At 44.1% G+C, this 17,422-nt stretch carries 12 protein-coding genes and 2 tRNA genes; 7 read left to right on the forward strand and 7 right to left on the reverse strand.

What is annotated here, in order from left to right; translation table 11 throughout:
- Positions 1-167 precede the first annotated feature (167 nt).
- Positions 168-244, forward strand: a tRNA-Pro gene (locus R7F64_RS22110).
- 321 nt (positions 245-565) lie between these two features.
- Here R7F64_RS22110 and R7F64_RS22115 read toward each other — a convergent pair.
- Positions 566-949 (reverse strand): hypothetical protein, encoded by a 384-nt coding sequence (locus R7F64_RS22115; RefSeq protein WP_005384085.1) that lies wholly within the window; start codon positions 947-949, stop codon positions 566-568.
- Between the two features lie 151 nt (positions 950-1,100).
- A complete protein-coding gene (locus R7F64_RS22120) occupies positions 1,101-1,973 on the reverse strand; it encodes a TraB/GumN family protein (protein WP_253657014.1) in 873 nt (290 codons plus the stop codon).
- Between the two features lie 494 nt (positions 1,974-2,467).
- Between R7F64_RS22120 and R7F64_RS22125 the strand changes: the two genes are divergently transcribed.
- Both R7F64_RS22125 and R7F64_RS22130 read left to right on the forward strand, forming a co-directional pair.
- A complete protein-coding gene (locus R7F64_RS22125; protein WP_318072080.1) occupies positions 2,468-5,119 on the forward strand; it encodes a beta-N-acetylhexosaminidase in 2,652 nt (883 codons plus the stop codon).
- Positions 5,120-5,558: 439 nt separating this feature from the next.
- A complete protein-coding gene (locus R7F64_RS22130) occupies positions 5,559-6,251 on the forward strand; it encodes an oligogalacturonate-specific porin KdgM family protein (protein ID WP_005382004.1) in 693 nt (230 codons plus the stop codon).
- Positions 6,252-6,316: 65 nt separating this feature from the next.
- Here the strand turns inward: R7F64_RS22130 and R7F64_RS22135 are convergent, their stop codons facing one another.
- Positions 6,317-6,766: a DUF411 domain-containing protein gene (locus tag R7F64_RS22135; protein WP_005382005.1), complete on the reverse strand. Its 450-nt coding sequence runs from the start codon at positions 6,764-6,766 to the stop codon at positions 6,317-6,319.
- Between the two features lie 21 nt (positions 6,767-6,787).
- The gene (locus R7F64_RS22140) at positions 6,788-9,484 is read right to left on the reverse strand and encodes a heavy metal translocating P-type ATPase (protein WP_042522772.1); all 2,697 of its coding nucleotides are present in this window, start codon (positions 9,482-9,484) and stop codon (positions 6,788-6,790) included.
- A gap of 478 nt (positions 9,485-9,962) precedes the next feature.
- Here R7F64_RS22140 and chiP point away from each other — a divergent pair, with 478 nt between their 5' ends.
- From chiP to R7F64_RS22160, 4 genes are all read left to right on the forward strand, one after another.
- The gene (gene chiP, locus R7F64_RS22145; protein ID WP_005382007.1) at positions 9,963-11,084 is read left to right on the forward strand and encodes a chitoporin; all 1,122 of its coding nucleotides are present in this window, start codon (positions 9,963-9,965) and stop codon (positions 11,082-11,084) included.
- A 122-nt stretch (positions 11,085-11,206) separates the two neighbouring features.
- On the forward strand, positions 11,207-11,803 hold the full coding sequence (locus R7F64_RS22150) for a DUF2057 domain-containing protein (protein ID WP_318072081.1): 597 nt from the start codon (positions 11,207-11,209) through the stop codon (positions 11,801-11,803).
- 177 nt (positions 11,804-11,980) lie between these two features.
- Complete coding sequence (gltX, locus tag R7F64_RS22155) at positions 11,981-13,408, forward strand: glutamate--tRNA ligase (RefSeq protein WP_005384075.1); 1,428 nt, start codon at positions 11,981-11,983, stop codon at positions 13,406-13,408.
- Between the two features lie 639 nt (positions 13,409-14,047).
- The gene (locus R7F64_RS22160; protein WP_005382010.1) at positions 14,048-15,010 is read left to right on the forward strand and encodes an OmpA family protein; all 963 of its coding nucleotides are present in this window, start codon (positions 14,048-14,050) and stop codon (positions 15,008-15,010) included.
- 115 nt (positions 15,011-15,125) lie between these two features.
- Here the strand turns inward: R7F64_RS22160 and R7F64_RS22165 are convergent, their stop codons facing one another.
- From R7F64_RS22165 to R7F64_RS22175, 3 genes are all read right to left on the reverse strand, one after another.
- On the reverse strand, positions 15,126-15,632 hold the full coding sequence (locus R7F64_RS22165; protein WP_005382011.1) for a hypothetical protein: 507 nt from the start codon (positions 15,630-15,632) through the stop codon (positions 15,126-15,128).
- A 279-nt stretch (positions 15,633-15,911) separates the two neighbouring features.
- A tRNA-Arg gene (locus R7F64_RS22170) sits at positions 15,912-15,988 on the reverse strand.
- A 175-nt stretch (positions 15,989-16,163) separates the two neighbouring features.
- Positions 16,164-17,297 (reverse strand): flagellar assembly protein FlgT, encoded by a 1,134-nt coding sequence (locus R7F64_RS22175; RefSeq protein WP_005382012.1) that lies wholly within the window; start codon positions 17,295-17,297, stop codon positions 16,164-16,166.
- Positions 17,298-17,422 lie beyond the last annotated feature (125 nt).

The following is a 17,422-nucleotide window of genomic DNA, read 5'->3' on the forward strand; positions in this document are numbered from 1 at the left end:
AAACTGTATTTTGTTGTGAGTTATCAGTCACATTTTACGTGCTAGTGTTCAGTTATTCATCAAACGAATTAAGACCTAAGGTTTTTTTGTAAAAAGCACTTGCGCCACAGTTCAGAATCCGTAATATACGCATTCGTTGACGGGGACAATTCCTCAGTTAAACATCTCGGTGAATAGCGCAGCTTGGTAGCGCATCTGGTTTGGGACCAGAGGGTCGGGGGTTCGAATCCCTCTTCACCGACCATATTGAGAAAAAGGCTCTACAGAAATGTAGAGCCTTTTTCGTATTTGGTGATATTTATTTGAAACCAGAGGATCGGGGTCAGGAATGCCAGTCCTCTGGAAGCCCAGTCGCGTCGAATCCCTACTTCACCTACCACTTTTAGAAAGCCTGCTCAATGAGCAGGCTTTCGTCGTTTTTAGCGCTAGTAATTTTAGACTTCAATAGTATCGAATCAAATTGGGGTTCGCCTGATGTTCGAATATGGCACTTCACCGACACGTATTGAGAGGAAGGCTCTACAGAAATGTAGGGCCTTTTCATTTTTTAGAGCGAGTAAATTTATTACTTGATGTCACACGAGATAGTATTGATAGGAGTTTCAGAAGTAGTGAAACAGACATAAGCGGTCTTTGGGTGATTTGGCCCAATCTTGACGTAACCCGCTTTTAAATCGTCTTCATCAAACGTTACTGAGTGAGATTTGCTTGTATTTCCATCATAGTAAACCGCTTCAAAGCCTTGGTTCATCATATGTGCAACGCGATTTCGAGTGTGGGCTGTTGAAAACGTGATGTTCGCGCAACGCATCATTGGTTTTTCGGTAATAAGAAATTGACCACTCTCTTTATCTAAAACACCGCCTTTTACTTCCGGAGTTATATCAATAGCTTGAAAAGCTTCTACGTTGCATGGCGGTTTAGCATAAGACAGCGAAGAAGTGAGCATAATTCCAATCGTGTATAGGAATAAATATTTAAATTTCATATGAGTTGTTTTGTATCCACTTAGCTTAACGGCGATTTATAAGAAAGTTTGAATGAATTTTAAATGGTTGTATTTAAATAATTGTATTTAAATGGCATTTTTCAAACAATCACTAGATATCACAATTTGCTTGGCGCGTCTTACCCAGTGGTTTGATGTTAAAACCCCGATTTTTAAGCAGTTCAATCAGGTTATCTTTACCTACTAAATGCAAGCCACCAACAACAACGGTGTAACGACCCGCTTGCTGAGGTAGAACACTGCCAGTGTCGAGTTTTTTAGCCCAATCTCGATTACGCTCGTATAAAAAGGCTTGGTTAAACTCTTCTGTTGTATGATCGGTCAAAGAGGCTTCGACCAACATGCTACCATCACCGCTCTTCCAACTCTCTATCAAGCATTGAACCAACTCTTCTCCGCCATCATATTCTTCAATTGACGAGAGAAGTATCTCTTTACCGCCTTCTGATTGACCTGCGATTAAATCGATTTGGAATTGCACGGACTCTAGTGAAATGACCGGGATTTGCTTTTTATCAGCGAGTCCTATTAAGTGCATGTCGACCCCTTTATCAGAGACATACCCCAGTTTGTTGACTAAAGCGAGTTGGATGGTGAATGCAGCCATCCAAGGTGGGGAATTTAGGAGTTGAGTTTCTGGCAAACCTAAATCTTGGGCAATTTCAATTAAGTGGCGACGTTGAGCTCTGTCTAAAACATCTTTAGAAAGAATGGTTGTTTGTGGGTAAACCAAGCCTTCAGAATTCCTGACGTCTGCTTCAATAATCAACCCTGCGCTTTGGCTTAAGTGCTGGATGACCGTTCTAGGGAGTGGGTACATCGTTTTATCCCCCACATGTACCGAGCCAATAATCATAAGTTCGGTTTCCCCTTTTTTCGCTAACCAATGCTGTGGCTCTGCATAAGAGGAAAAAGGAGTCAAAGTAACAAGTAGAGATGATATGAGCGTCAAGAGACGAAACATAGAGTGGCCCTCAGATAAGATACCTTTAAACTTTATACACAAAATAGCGTGAGGTTAAGTGCAATTTCTCCAGTGGTGTATTCGACAAAATCGTCATTTCTAAAAATATTGACGAGTTTTGACGACGAATAAATGAGAGTCACTTCACGAAAGGTAAATAGGTAACTCGCTTACTAATGGTTCACAAAATAATTAGGCGTGATCCAAATCTTACAAAATCAGTCGTAACTCATGAATATAAGTGACCTAGATCGCAGCAAACTCGTCAAAACAAGTTGTTCGATTTTGACGTGTATTGTAACTCCATGAAAATTAGGTTTTTATTGTTTTTGCTGAGTGTCATTTTTTGAGCTGGATCACTTCCTATTTCTATTTATTTTACGCTTAGAAATAACAGGTTGTATGTTGAATGTAACGGTTAGGTACCTCGCATTTGAGGGGCCGAGATTTTTATCATTGTCGTTTTGAACCACTGACTTTTTTGGGGAAGTAAGATGTTTAAACCTAGTCTGATTGCTGTTTCTGTTATCACTACATTAGCAGGTTGCTCTGCGCTGCAAAGCTCTGAACAACAAGTTGTAAATTCGTTGGCTAATAATCTTGATATTCAATACCAAGTGTTGACTAACCACGGTGCAAACGAAGGTCTTGCTTGTCAGGACTTAGGGGCTGAGTGGGCGTCTTGTAACAAGGTAAACATGACGCTGGTTAACCAAGGTGAAGCGGTTGACTCAAAAGATTGGGCTATTTACTTCCACAGCATTCGTCTGATTCTGGATGTTGAAAACGAACAGTTCAAAATCTCTCGCGTAACGGGTGATCTACACAAACTAGAACCAACAGATAAGTTTGATGGTTTTGCTGCGGGTGAAGAGGTTGTGCTTCCTCTTGTTGCTGAATACTGGCAGCTATTTGAAACTGACTTCATGCCAGGCGCTTTCGTTGCTGCACCAAATGCAGAGCCTAAGATGATCGCTTCTCTTAACACAGAAGACGTTGCATCTTTCGTGACTGGCCTTGAGGGTAACAACCTAAAACGTACGCCAGATGACAACAACGTATTTGCGAGCGCTGTGTCTCGTTTCGAGAAGAACGAAGATCTAGCAAAACAAGACGTATCAACCACGTTACTACCAACGCCAATGTCTGTTGAAGCAGGTAAAGGTACGGTAGATATCGCGGCGGGTATTGCGCTGCCTAAAGACGCATTCGATGCGACTCAATACGCAGCAATTCAAGGTCGTGCAGAAGTGGTAGGTGTGGATGTTCGTGGTGATCTTCCTGTAAGCATCACTGTTGTTCCTGCAGACTTCACCGGTGAATTGGCAAAATCTGGTGCTTACGAAATGAGCATCAAAGGCGACGGTATTGCGATTAAAGCGTTTGACCAAGCAGGTGTTTTCTACGCAGTACAATCTATCTTTGGCCTGGTAGATAGCCAAAATGCTGATTCTCTACCACAACTGTCTATTAAAGATGCGCCGCGTTTTGATTACCGTGGTGTGATGGTGGACGTGGCTCGTAACTTCCACTCTAAAGACGCGATTCTTGCAACGCTTGACCAAATGGCCGCGTACAAGATGAACAAACTACACCTTCACCTAACGGATGATGAAGGCTGGCGTTTAGAAATCCCGGGTCTGCCTGAGCTGACTGAAGTGGGTGCTAACCGTTGTTTCGATTTGGAAGAGAAAAGCTGTTTACTGCCTCAGCTTGGCTCAGGCGCAACGACAGACAACTTTGGTTCTGGCTTCTTCAGCAAAGCAGACTACGTGGACATCTTGAAGTACGCGAAAGCGCGTAACATCGAAGTGATTCCTGAAATCGATATGCCAGCACACGCTCGTGCAGCAGTGGTATCAATGGAAGCACGTTACGACCGTCTAATGGAAGAAGGTAAAGAAGCAGAAGCGAACGAGTACCGCCTGATGGATCCTCAAGATACATCGAACGTAACGACGGTTCAGTTCTACAATAAGCAAAGCTTCATCAACCCATGTATGGAATCTTCAACTCGCTTTGTTGATAAAGTGATTTCAGAAGTAGCAGCAATGCACCAAGAAGCGGGCACGCCGCTAACAACATGGCACTTTGGTGGTGACGAAGCGAAGAACATCAAGCTAGGCGCTGGTCTGCAAGACATCAACGCAGAAGACAAAGTAAGCTGGAAGGGTAACATTGATTTGTCTAAGCAAGACAAGCCATTCGCACAGTCACCACCATGTCAGACGCTAATTGCAGACGGTACGGTAAGCGATTTTGCTCATCTACCAAGCCACTTCGCAGAAGAAGTGTCGAAGATGGTGGCAGAGAAAGGCATTCCAAACTTCCAAGCTTGGCAAGATGGCCTTAAGTACAGTGAAGGTGAGAAAGCGTTCGCAACAGAAAACACACGTGTTAACTTCTGGGACGTTCTTTACTGGGGTGGCACATCATCAGTGTACGAATGGTCTAAGAAAGGTTACGACGTTATCGTTTCTAACCCAGACTACGTATACATGGACATGCCGTACGAAGTTGACCCGAAAGAGCGTGGTTACTACTGGGCGACGCGTGCAACAGATACTCGTAAGATGTTTGGTTTTGCACCAGAGAACATGCCTCAGAACGCAGAAACCTCTGTAGACCGCGATGGTAACGGCTTCACTGGTAAAGGTGAAATCGAAGCGAAACCTTTCTACGGTCTATCAGCACAGCTTTGGTCTGAGACAGTACGTAACGATGAGCAATACGAGTACATGGTATTCCCTCGCGTACTAGCAGCCGCTGAGCGTGCATGGCACCGTGCTGATTGGGAAAACGACTACAAAGTGGGTGTTGAATACTCGCAAAACTCTAACCTAGTAGACAAAGTCGCGCTAAACCAAGACTACAACCGCTTTGCGAACGTACTTGGCCAACGTGAACTGGCTAAGCTAGAAAAATCAGGTATCGACTACCGCCTGCCTGTACCAGGTGCGAAAGTAGAAGATGGCAAGCTAGCAATGAACGTTCAGTTCCCAGGGGTGAAGCTTCAATACTCTCTAGACGGCAAGAACTGGCTAACTTACGCAGATAATGCTCGTCCAAATGTGAAAGGTGAAGTGTTTATCCGTTCCGTGTCAGCAACTGGTGAGAAAGCAAGTCGAGTGACCAGCGTGAAATAACTCAATTCTTGTAAGTTAATTTTTTGGCAAAGCCTCAACCTCATGTTGGGGCTTTCTTTATTTTTTTAGGAAATTAAGCGTGATCGATGTCTAATTATTTTTCATTGATAAATAAGTTTTTGGTTGTAATGGTCAAGGTTATTGTGAACTGGATCGACTTAATCTGCTAAATATCAATAAATTATCTGTTTACGATCACACTTCTATTTTTTGAATAATTTTATAAAAATACGATAAGTGCCTGTATTTTCCATGTTTTTATCAGGGTTGTTGAGCTTCGGTTTGAACAAGATCACTTTTTAAAATGTTTTATTTTTCATCGCGAATTAATTGAAACAATATTGCGAACGCCAAGGAGGCACATTCCAAAGTTTGCGATAAAAGGGAAGAGATGCCCTCTAAAACTATCGCATAACGTGAATAAATAAAGGCAGTAATTATGAAAAACATTTTTGCACTGAGTGCTCTTTCTCTCGCTTTCGCTTCTAGCGCTTTTGCTGGTTCTTCTTACGTAACAGGTAATGTTCAATTCCACGATGATGGTCGAATTCATGGTTCGGACGTTACGTCTACGCTGGAAGCTGGTCATACTTTTGATAACCAATTCGGCGGCTTTACGGTTTACACCGAATTTGATGGTATTCAGTTGGGTAAACTGGAAACAGAAAACGGTGGCGCAGGTAACACAACACCAGCAATCACTGTGGGTGGTGAGCAGTCATTTAATATTACCGATCATTTATGGGTTGCCGCGGGTTACCAACACCTGTTCTCTGCTGGCGAGAACGTACAGTACCGTCCATTGGTTAAGATCGGTTACAACTTCGATAACGGCATCTCCTTAAGTAACCGTACTCGTGCGCACATTGATGCGACAGACGCAGATGCGGATACAGATTACCGCATGGACAACCGCATCGGTTACGTGATGAATGAGGATGTGACGCTAAGCTACAACAACGTCTACATGATTGAAGCGGAAACCATGGACCACGAGCTTCGTGCAACGTGGACTCGTAAAGGTGTTCAACCTTACTTTGAGTTCCGTAGTCAAGCACACGGTGCAGAAAACGCGAGTGGTGACAGCCTAGTGAATAACGCTTTTGTATTTGGTGCCTCTTACGGCTTCTAATTTTATATTTGTCTTAACTGTCCATTAAGAAAAAGCCCAACGGTTTATCTCGCTGGGCTTTGTTTTTATTGGTCGTTGCCTTCGTGGTGGCTATATTCGAACACTTGGCCTTTTTCGTTAAAGGCGTAAACGGTGTAGCTGTCTTTTTTGTCGCCATATTCCATACCAGGGGAGCCCATTGGCATGCCCGGTACTGATAGGCCTTTTGCGTTACGTGGTGGATTTTTCAAAAACGCTTTAATGTCTTCGGCTGGAATGTGACCTTCAAACAGATAGCCGTTGATCTCTGCCGTGTGGCAAGAGTAAAGCTGTTCATTCTTGATGCCTAGATCGCGTTTGATGGCGTTCATGTCATCGTGCAATTTTTCTTCGACCGTAAAGCCGTTCTCTTCCATGTGTTTTGTCCATTCTCCACAACAGCCACAGTATGGTGATTTATGGTTAATGACATCGGCTGCCAATACGTTGGCGGACACGGTCGCAAGCATTGCAAAGGTCAATAGTTTCAACTTCATAATACCCTCAAAAAGAAGTGGTTATTTTACTGAAAACAGTCGTAGTCGATTTGCATTACTAACGACAGTAATTGAAGACAGTGCCATTGCCGCTCCTGCGACAACAGGACTGAGCAAAAATCCAAACGCTGGGTAAAGCACGCCAGCGGCAACTGGAATACCCAACGAGTTGTAAACAAAGGCACCAAATAGGTTTTGCTTCATGTTTTTAAGTGTAGCGCGAGAGAGTTCAATCGCATGTACTACCGCCATTGGTGACGTGTTCAGGATGGTCATTTGCGAACTTTCAATGGCGACATCACTGCCGCTACCCATGGCAATACCTAGGTTGGATAACGCGAGAGCAGGGGCGTCGTTAATGCCATCCCCCACCATTGCCACGACATGTCCTTGAGATTGAAGTTGCTCAATGTGCTGAGCTTTCTCATCTGGCATTACTTGGGCAATCACTTCATCAATACCAAGTTCTTGGCCGATAGCATTGGCAACGTGTTGGTTATCGCCCGTCAGCATTACCGTTTTGATGCCTTGCGATTTTAATGCAGAGAGCGCTTGCTTCGCATCTGATTTGATCGGGTCGGCAATGGCGATCAGACCGATCAGTTCGCCGTTCAATGCCACAGCTACCGGAGTCCACGCATTTTTTGCGCATTCATCGATGGCAGGTTTTAGTGCGCTGGTCTCGACGTTCTCTGCTTGCATAAATTGAAGCGAACCAATGAGCAGCGGTTTATCTTGATACGTCGCCCAAATGCCGCGCCCGCGAACGTTCTCAAACTTGTCTAATGAGACATCCTTTGCGTCGTGTCGTTTGGCGTAATCACATACCGCTTTTGCCAGTGGGTGCTCAGACTGACGCTCTGCCGCATACGCTAAAGCCAATAGATCTTCTTGGCTGGTGGCGTGAGTAAACACTTTCTGAACGCTAGGTTTACCTTGGGTAAGCGTGCCAGTTTTGTCGAACACAACCGTGTCGACTTTGCTTGCCAATTGCAGGGCGTCGGCGTCTTTGATCAGAATGCCGAGCTCTGCGGCTTTACCCACTCCCACCGTGACAGAAAGCGGGGTTGCTAAGCCTAGAGCGCAAGGGCAGGCGATGATCAGGACGGTTGTGGTGACCACCAGCATATAACTCGCTTTTGGCTCTGGGCCAACGGCAAACCAAACGAGCGCGGCCAGTATTGCTATGCCAACAACGACAGGGACAAACACCGATGAAATCTGGTCTGCCAGTTTCGCGATGGCTGGCTTACTGCTTTGCGCTGTGCGCACCATGCGGATGATACGAGCCAGCATGGTATTTGCGCCAATGCCCGTTGCCTCAATGACTAATCCACCATCGGTATTTAATGTCCCAGCAGACACTTGAGCCTCTTGCGCTTTTAATACTGGTACTGGTTCACCAGTGAGCATCGACTCATCAATGTATGATTCACCTTGAATCACAACACCATCAACAGGCACTTTCTCGCCTGGTTTGATACGCAGTTTCATGCCTAGCGTGATTTGCTCAACCGTTATTTGTTGATCGCCTTGTTCCGTGATTACCGTAGCTTGCTGAGGTTGCAGGTTAATCAGAGCTTGCAATGAGCGTGTTGTGTTTGCTTTGGCTTTTGCTTCTATATAGTGACCAAGAGAAATTAAGCCGATGATCATTGCACTCGCTTCAAAGTACACGTGGCGTGAAGCAAGAGGGAACCAGCCTGGGAAAATCACCACAAGCATCGAATAGAACCACGCTGCGCCAGTACCGAGCGCGACTAACGTGTCCATGGTGGCGCGCTTGTGAGTAGCAGCTAACCAAGCGTTACTGAAGAAGTGTTTCCCTGCTGTGGCAAGAAGGAGTAAACATACGATACCGATCACTCCCCAAGCTAATTGGTCGTTGGTGTTGCGAATCATCATATTGCCGCCAGCAACGCCCCAAATCATTAAAGGGGCTCCGACGACAAGGCCAGCAATAGCATCCAGTTTAAAGCGTTTTTGTTGCTGACGTTGTTGCTGTGCTTGCTTTTCTTGCTGGGTTGCGGCGTCTTGTAGGATCTCTGCTTGGTAACCGGCTTGTTTTACCGATTCAACAATTGCGTTAAGGAGGTCATCAGAGTCTTGGCTTGCGAATACTAGTGCGCTTTGTTCTGCAAGGTTGACCTGTGCTTTCTCAACACCTTCCACGTTAGTAAGTGCTTTCTCTACTGAAGATACGCAACTCGCACACGTCATGCCTTGAATCAGCATTTGCAATTGAATACTCGCTGGTGGCACCTGCGTATCTTTAATATTGCTTTGCTGTTCTACCTGTTCGGTCTCTGGTGAGCTTTCGTTCTCTACTTCAACAGAATCAAGGTTGGCGGTATAGCCGAGTGTTGCTATTAAGTCGATCACTTGTTGCTCGGAGAGGAGGGTACGAATCTCTAAGTGCGTTGTTGAAGCCTCAAAAGAAATAACGTCTTGATTAGATTCTAATAAAGATGAAAGTTTTTTGACGCAACCGCCACAGCTTAAGCCTGAAAGGTTTAGTTCGTAGTGATTTCCTGCTTGGTAACCAAGAGATTCAATCGACGAGACGAGCTCTTTAAGAGAAGACTCGGTTTTGACCTCTACTTGCGTCGGGGACAAATTGAGGATCTCCACATCGTGATTCGCATGTAAAGCATTCTCAACTTTTCTCGCACAGCCCATGCAGTTGAGCCCTGATAAAGGTATAACTAACTGATACATAATCTGCACCTCAATAGTAGTGATGCTATGAGCTTAAACCTTCCTGCAAGGGTAAGGTCAATACCCATTTGCTACTCACAACAATTTCGTCAAAATCTCTCGAATCCCACAAGTGCACGGTCATTTTACTTGCGAGTGATCTCAAGGTTTTTTCTCTTTGAATATAAAGTTCCGTTAAAACACCTAAAAGATGAATGAAGTCGCTCACGTTTTTTAGATGCTCTCAATGTCAGTTCAGTGTCAAAACGTACTTTTAACGTTTTTTATTTTTTATATTTGATTTTAACTAATTGTTTTTTATTGATTTATTTTATTTTTGATCTTCTCATTTTGAAGTCGCTCAGATTGCTGTAGGGAAAGTTTTTTAGTGCGAAAAAAGTTTGTCATATTTGCCCCGTCCAAACACTGTTTCAAGTTCCTGCCATGTCCTAGTTAGTGAATTTGAAAATGGAAAAAACTAAAAATATAGGGGTTTATAATGTCTTACCTAAAGAAAAGCCTACTTGCCACGGCAATTACCGGCATGATGTTCAGTGGTGCTGCATTTGCTGATGGTGCAAACAGTGACGCAGCAAAAGAGTTTCTAACCAAAGATTCATTTTCTTATGAAGTTTACGGAATCATCGCGATGCAGGCCGCGTACCGCGATTACGATTCTGGCAGCAAAGCAACGGACGATGATTTGGGTGGCATGCAGCTAAACAACGAGTCTCGTATTGGTTTCCGTGGTAAAAAACAATTTGCTAACTTCGACCCTACTTTTATTTGGCAAATCGAAGGCGGTTATGTAGACCCTAGCTTTGGTGGCGAGGGCGCAGGTCTTGGTGAACGTGACACATTCGTCGGTTTTGAAAGTGCATCTTGGGGGCAAATTCGCCTGGGTCGCGTTTTGACACCTATGTACGAATTGGTTGACTGGCCAGCATCTAACCCTGGCCTCGGCGATGTATACGACTGGGGCGGTGCTATTGGTGGCGCCAAGTACCAAGACCGTCAATCAAACACTATCCGCTGGGACTCTCCAATGTTTGCTGACAAATTCTCCCTAGATATCGCAGCTGGTGCAGGTGATAAAGCAGGTCTAGGTGAAGGGGATGACTACTGGGGTGGTATCGCAGCACACTACAAAATTGGTCCTATCCAGTTAGATGCGGCATATGAAGGTAACCGTAATATCAAGATGGAAAGCCAAACGTGGGAAAACAACACGTACTTGGTAGGGGCACAAGGCTGGTTTGATAACGGGATCTCTTTCTTTGCGCAATACAAATACATGGAAGCGGACGCAAGCAATGGTGTGAGTGAAAAGCAAGATGCAATGTCTGCCGCTATCATGTACACCACGGGTGATTGGCAATACAAACTGGCTTACGCCGCTAACTTTGATCTAGAGCGTGATGGTAAGAAAATTAACGATACAGCGGACGATGTGTTATCAGCACAAGTTATGTATTTCGTAGACCCATCGGCAGTGCTGTACGTACGTGCTCGTACTCTAGACTTTGGCGACGGTGCGTCTCAATTAGATAAACCAACAGAAGCACGTTGGAAGTCTGCTGACTACGACGAGTTCTCTGTAGGTGTTGAATACTACTTCTAATTAAAGAAGCAGCTAAAAGGGCGGAAACGCCCTTTTTATCTTGATACTTATTCAAATAAGCCTTTGAAATGACTGGCCTGTAAATTTTAGAGGCTTATCTAAATTGGTATAAAGTGAGAACCATGATGAAAAAAACAACGACACTTCTCGGACTTTGCGCAATGCTTTCGGCGCCAGCTTTTGCTGCTCAACTCACTCTGCAATCTGAATTAGTTCCTCGCGTTCTCAACGGCGAGTTCGTCTACCCTGAGTGGATATCCAAGAACAACAGCATCGAGTTAGAAGATGGGGAAAACCAATTAGCGGTAACGGTTGGACAAATCGTATTTGAAGATGGAAAGCGCCGTAAATTCGATTCGCAGCCGCTGGTATTAGAGTTTGATGCAGAAAAAGACACCGAGCTTTCTCTGACTTATCAAACATTCCGTACTATTGAAGAGGCGAGAGCCTTCGAACTCGATCCTAAAGTGGTATTGAAAGACAAAAACGGAAAAGAAGTGGCATTCTCTATGGTTCAACTTCGTAAAGGTGGTTTGCAAGGTTTTCGTGATTACGAACGAGAAGTTGCCGACTATAATAACGCAATGAATAAAGAATCGACTAAGGCAAGCATTGCGTCTTCTCCAGCGGAAACCAAAACAATCAAAGCATCGTTTAATGAATTGAGCCGTGAAGAGCAGCAAGAATTTATGCAATGGGCAATGCGTAACCTGAAGTAATTTCGTCTCGTGCTTTAACAGTAAATAGCAGGGCTGTGCCTTTTTGGTTCTGCCCTGTTTTTATTTCTGTTGTCAAACCGATTGTAGAATTGACTTACGGTGGTAAAATGTCGCCACTTTTATCCTTGACATTACAACGAGAGATCTCTCGTTGCTCATTACCCCTAAGGAACTCAAATGACGGTTAAAACTCGTTTTGCTCCTAGCCCAACTGGCTATCTACACGTTGGTGGTGCGCGTACTGCACTTTACTCTTGGCTATACGCTAAAAACCAAGGTGGTGAATTCGTTCTACGTATCGAAGATACAGACCTTGAGCGTAACTCTCAGGAAGCGGTTGATGCAATTCTTGAAGGCATGGAATGGCTAGGCTTGGAGTGGGATGAAGGTCCTTACTACCAAACTCAACGTTTTGACCGTTACAACGAAATGGTTGATAAGCTTCTTGCTGAAGACAAAGCTTACAAATGTTACGCGTCTAAAGAGCTGCTAGATGAAATCCGTGCAGAGCAAGAAGCAAATAAAGAAATGCCTCGCTACGATGCTAACCATCCAAAAATCAAAGCAGCAAACGAAGCGGCAAAAGATGGCGATCCATGTGTTATCCGTTTCCGTAACCCGAAAGAAGGCAGCGTAGTATTTGATGATCAAATCCGTGGTCGCATTGAAATCCGCAACGATCAAATGGATGACCTAATCATTCGTCGTACTGACGGTTCACCTACTTACAACTTCTGTGTAGTAGTGGATGACTGGGACATGGGTATCACTCACGTTGTTCGTGGCGAAGACCACATCAACAACACGCCTCGTCAAATCAACATCTACGAAGCACTAGGTGCCCCAGTACCTACATTTGCACACTGTGCAATGATCCTGGGTGATGATGGCGCGAAACTGTCTAAACGTCACGGCGCTGTATCAGTCATGCAATACCGCGATATGGGCTACCTGCCTGCGGCACTAAACAACTACCTAGTGCGCCTTGGTTGGTCTCATGGTGACCAAGAAATCTTCTCTCAAGAAGAGATGATCAATCTATTTAGCCTAAACGCAGTATCTAAGTCAGCGTCTGCTTTTAACACTGACAAACTGCAATGGTTGAACAACCACTACATCAAGAACTCAGACCCTGCGTACGTTGCTGAGCATCTACAATGGCATCTAGATCAACAAAAACTAGACGTAACGAATGGTCCTGCTATCACTGACGTGATCAAGCTAGTGGGTGAGCGTTGCAACACGCTAGTTGAGCTAGCTGAGCAAATCCGTTACTTCTATGAAGATTTCTCTGAGTTTGAAGCGGGCGCAGCGAAGAAACACCTGCGTGGCGTGGCTAAAGAGCCTCTAGAACTTGCATTAGCGAAAGTGGAAGCACTAACTGAATGGACGACAGCGAACATCAAAGATGGCGTTATCGCAGCAGTATGTGAAGAGTTGGAAATCGGCATGGGCAAAATCGGTATGCCATTACGTGTTGCTGTAACAGGCGGCGGTCAGTCTCCTTCTGTCGATGCAGTAATGGAGCTGGTTGGAAAAGAGCGTTGTATTGCTCGCATTAAGATGGCGCTTGAGTTCATTGCTGAGCGTGAAGCAAACGCATAATTGCTTTGAACTGAACGTTCTTTTGAATAAATAGTCACAAAGCCGCGGTGAGCAACCGCGGCTTTTTTGTATCTTCAATTTAGATAACGAGAAACTTTCTCTCATATTGGTGAATGAAGAGATGGTTTCAACTGTAATTTACCTCAATATGGATAAGATTTTTTAATCCAAATATCGTTGGCGTGAATAAAAAACGAGCGATTACATATCAAATATCTGATTGATTTTTATCCATGCTCCTTAAAGTTCCATTTTATTTGTCTCATTTTTAAGAAAAACCTTTGCTTTAGCTATGTTGTTCCAAAAATTAAAGCAAACGTTTGCGTCGTGGTTGCGTGGGGATTTTTTTGCTTAAGATCACATGTTGTCGAGATTTTTGATGACAATAAATTGACAGAATTGGGATTTTTCTCGCGATTTCTTAGCGTTATAGTTCATCCCGTCAGCGATACCGAGATGGCGATATGTATCACTGAACAGGAAATGTACGTAAGTTGCTTCCATAAAAAAATGCATGTGCATAAAAAGAAGCTGACTAAGTATCTCACTCAAGGAATGAATAAAAAGAATTGAAATACAACGTCAGTCAGACGGCGCATTTCGGCATCTAACAAAAGAACTTCTTTAGAGGAATCAATAATGAAAAAATTAGCAGCGGTAATTTCAGCGTCTCTACTTATGGCTTCAGCAGCACAAGCAGAAGTATACGTTGGTGGTAAGATGGGTAAGTCATGGATGGAAGACGCGTGTGTAGCGGGCCAGGCTTGTGACAAAGACGATTCTACTCTTGGCGCTTTTGTTGGTTACGAAATGAATAAATACTTCGCAGTAGAAGCGGGTTTCGACAACATCGGTGATTTTAACCAAACTTCTTTCGGTGGCCACGTAGAAGCAATCACTCTTGCTCCTAAATTTAGCCTACCAATCACTGAAGACATCGCACTTTACGGTAAAGTGGGTGGCGCTTACGTAATGTTTGATGGCAAAGATGATTACTCTTACCTAGGCGCGGCTGGTCTTGAATTCAACCTAAGCCAAAACGTAACAGCTCGTGCGGAATACCAAACACTGACTGACATCAGCAACGATGTAACTCGTGCGACAGGTAACACTGCAACACTAGGTGTTTCTTTTAAATTCGGCGGCAACGATGAGCCAGTAATCGTAGAAGAGCCAGTTGTTGTTGAAGAAGTGGTTGTAGAAGAAGTGGTAGAAGAGCCAGTTGTAGTTACGAAAACATTCGAAACTCAAACAATTGGCACAGGTAGCTTCGATCTAAACAGCACAACTCTAAAACCAGAGAGCGCTGCAAAACTTGATAACCTAGTTGCTTTCCTAAACGAGCACCCACAAGCGAACGTTGAAGTTGTAGGTTACACAGATACGTCTGGTCCAGCAGCTTACAACCTAAAAGTTTCTGAAAAACGTGCTGAGTCTGTTGCTAACGCACTCGTTGAAAAAGGTATTGATTCATCACGTATCCAAGCTCGTGGCGAAGGTGAAAACAACCCAATCGCTTCAAACGACACTCGTGAAGGTCGTCAACAAAACCGTCGCGTAGAAGTCGTTGTTCCAGAATTTGAATACCAAGTTCAGCAATAAGCTCCTATTCGACCGTAGTATAGAAGACTGAAACTGAAAGCCCCAAAGAGTTCGCTCTTTGGGGCTTTTTATTTCTCTTCAAAAAACTGACTGAAATGTTCAAAGTGGCCAGGTATTACTTAAGATCAATGCTGTTTAAACGCCCCATAAATGTCAGGATCTCCAAGTTATCTTTATGTGCTTCTAACAACGCTTTTTTGGTTTGCATGTAGGCGGCAAGTTTGCCGTACTTACTAATAGAGCGAACCACCGTTTTATATTTATACTCACCGTCATCATTGAACTCTCGCCACTTGGCGATGTAACACGTATCTCGGTTGTCAGGGTTTTCAAGAGTAGGGTTAGGCTTGTGAACGATTTTAGGCTCAACGCTATGTGGAAGCCTAGTCATTAGGTAAGGGTCTTTCAAAAGACGTCGCCAGAATTTGCCCCACATTTGCCGGCCTAACTCGTTTCTCAGCTTAATGGCTTTTTGTAAGCCTTTCTTTTCTCCAATACGAACAAATCCTACCGAGCGGTGTAGTACCGTATCCTCGGGGGTATGGATATGTATCTTAAAGGCTGTCTTGCCTTTAGAAATAAAGCGGTGTCCAGTGTTAGTTATTAAATTGCTCTTAGACATAGTGCTAACTAATAATTTTATTAATAGCTAAAAGGGTAAGCAAAACTCATAGATAATTAAAGTAATAAAATACAAAACTGTAAATAGGGCTTGTTGAAATGATTTCAAGGGGAAGAAGTCAGATCAGTAGAAGGGTTTATCCCGTAACCGAAACACCCGATCCGATCATATTGATTACTGGAAAGATTATCTAACACGGTGTACTAGGGGGAGCAGTGCGAGGCTTGAAATTGAAGATACAAAAAAGCCTTAGCTCAAGTGGGAGCTAAGGCTATGATATGGCGCCCCCAGTAGGATTCGAACCTACGACCTGTCCCTTAGGAGGGGACTGCGCTATCCAGCTGTGCCATGGGGGCGTAATACCAATAGTTGCAGTTCATTGCACTGTTTTACTGAGTTCAAATCTAGCAATCTACCAGATCTGTATCAGCATCACGTTGAACGATTCGCTACGGTCATTGGTATAATCAAATAAGATGCGCTGCCTATGATATTCAAAAGTGAGCATATCTCAAGACTTAATGTTTGCTTTTATAGGATCTTGTTCATTACGTCGCCAATTTGAACGCTAGATGCTAAATTTGGCTGATCAATCGTCAGTTCCGCTTCGTGTTCGTATATGCGTGATACCGTTAATGTAATTTCGCTTTGCGAGACTTTGTTTCTTGGCAATCCATTTTGGTCGATAAACGACGCGGTGTGCCAAAGCTGCAATTTGTCTCCCTCTTTTACGCCGTGCATACGGCCGAGATCCATCGTTACGGTATTACCGAAGACTGCCACAACCTCTGGCAGTGTAATTTTGCAAGATAGCTCCGACTCCAGATCCAACATAATATTGCGACTAACGCGAAGCATCATCTCGCCATAGGTCGATGCCCAAAAACGTGCACTACGAGTGTCCACTTGACTCGTCTTAGCAAATGGCCAACGCGCGACCTCACGGTAGGCTTTGTTGAAGATTTCATGGCCAGTTTTACCATCAAATACTTTCATTTCTAACGCAAACTGACGATTGATGATGTCATCTTGCAATAGTTGAGATTCGACCGTTGCAGTGAGATCGGTAATGACCCCTCCAATGATGTATTGTGCGCCATTGTCTTGCGCGATCATTTGAGTGCGAGCAGGATAGTTGCTGCTTATTGAGTAGTCCGTTGTACCAACAGACACAAAGCTGCGTGAGGTTTGATCAAGTTGACGGTTCACTACGTGGCTAAAATCGTCACCAACTTGATAAATTTGTCCCATCACTGCTTGTTGTGGTGATGCGACCTCAATATTGCCGACCAGCATTGTCTTTTTGTATTGATCGGTGTGGCAACCCGTTGCCGATGGATAAATATCAACGCGGATTTTTACCTCGACTTTACCGCGACGTTTGCGTTCAGACTCCACCAAAATGTAACGGACTTCATGATTGGTAAACTGGTATTCGTTGCGACTTTCTTCTAATAGCGGCATCAAGTTGCTAATACTGCCAATATCTGCGCCCGAAAAATTGACGGCTTTGAACAGCGCGTCTTCCAACGCATGGAGCCTTGCCGTCTCTTCTGAAGAAACGATGGTGGCAACGCCTGTGACTTCATACCAAGATGCCATTACCTTAAAAGGCACAAGCATCACTAAAGTGATTGAAAACAGACTGTTTAATATTTTTTTCATTGGTTACAACCGTTCGGGTATAAATATTGCTTTAACAAATTCAGTGAAGTTTGGTGGGTTTTTCTTCGTTAGGCAAACAAAGAAAAGCAAAGACTGTTCCAATATTCACTTTCTTGGAAAGGAAT

It is taken from the genome of Vibrio sp. Vb1980 (assembly GCF_033338615.1).
GTDB classification, from domain to species: domain Bacteria; phylum Pseudomonadota; class Gammaproteobacteria; order Enterobacterales; family Vibrionaceae; genus Vibrio; species Vibrio alginolyticus.

What these genes read in the sequence shown, in the direction of transcription:
- R7F64_RS22115 (WP_005384085.1), bottom strand. Translation starts at nt 949, where the DNA reads ATGCTCACTTCTTCGCTGTCTTATGCTAAACCGCCATGCAACGTAGAA.
- R7F64_RS22120 (WP_253657014.1), bottom strand. Translation starts at nt 1,973, where the DNA reads ATGTTTCGTCTCTTGACGCTCATATCATCTCTACTTGTTACTTTGACT.
- R7F64_RS22125 (WP_318072080.1), top strand. Translation starts at nt 2,468, where the DNA reads ATGTTTAAACCTAGTCTGATTGCTGTTTCTGTTATCACTACATTAGCA.
- R7F64_RS22130 (WP_005382004.1), top strand. Translation starts at nt 5,559, where the DNA reads ATGAAAAACATTTTTGCACTGAGTGCTCTTTCTCTCGCTTTCGCTTCT.
- R7F64_RS22135 (WP_005382005.1), bottom strand. Translation starts at nt 6,766, where the DNA reads ATGAAGTTGAAACTATTGACCTTTGCAATGCTTGCGACCGTGTCCGCC.
- R7F64_RS22140 (WP_042522772.1), bottom strand. Translation starts at nt 9,484, where the DNA reads ATGTATCAGTTAGTTATACCTTTATCAGGGCTCAACTGCATGGGCTGT.
- chiP (WP_005382007.1), top strand. Translation starts at nt 9,963, where the DNA reads ATGTCTTACCTAAAGAAAAGCCTACTTGCCACGGCAATTACCGGCATG.
- R7F64_RS22150 (WP_318072081.1), top strand. Translation starts at nt 11,207, where the DNA reads ATGATGAAAAAAACAACGACACTTCTCGGACTTTGCGCAATGCTTTCG.
- gltX (WP_005384075.1), top strand. Translation starts at nt 11,981, where the DNA reads ATGACGGTTAAAACTCGTTTTGCTCCTAGCCCAACTGGCTATCTACAC.
- R7F64_RS22160 (WP_005382010.1), top strand. Translation starts at nt 14,048, where the DNA reads ATGAAAAAATTAGCAGCGGTAATTTCAGCGTCTCTACTTATGGCTTCA.
- R7F64_RS22165 (WP_005382011.1), bottom strand. Translation starts at nt 15,632, where the DNA reads ATGTCTAAGAGCAATTTAATAACTAACACTGGACACCGCTTTATTTCT.
- R7F64_RS22175 (WP_005382012.1), bottom strand. Translation starts at nt 17,297, where the DNA reads ATGAAAAAAATATTAAACAGTCTGTTTTCAATCACTTTAGTGATGCTT.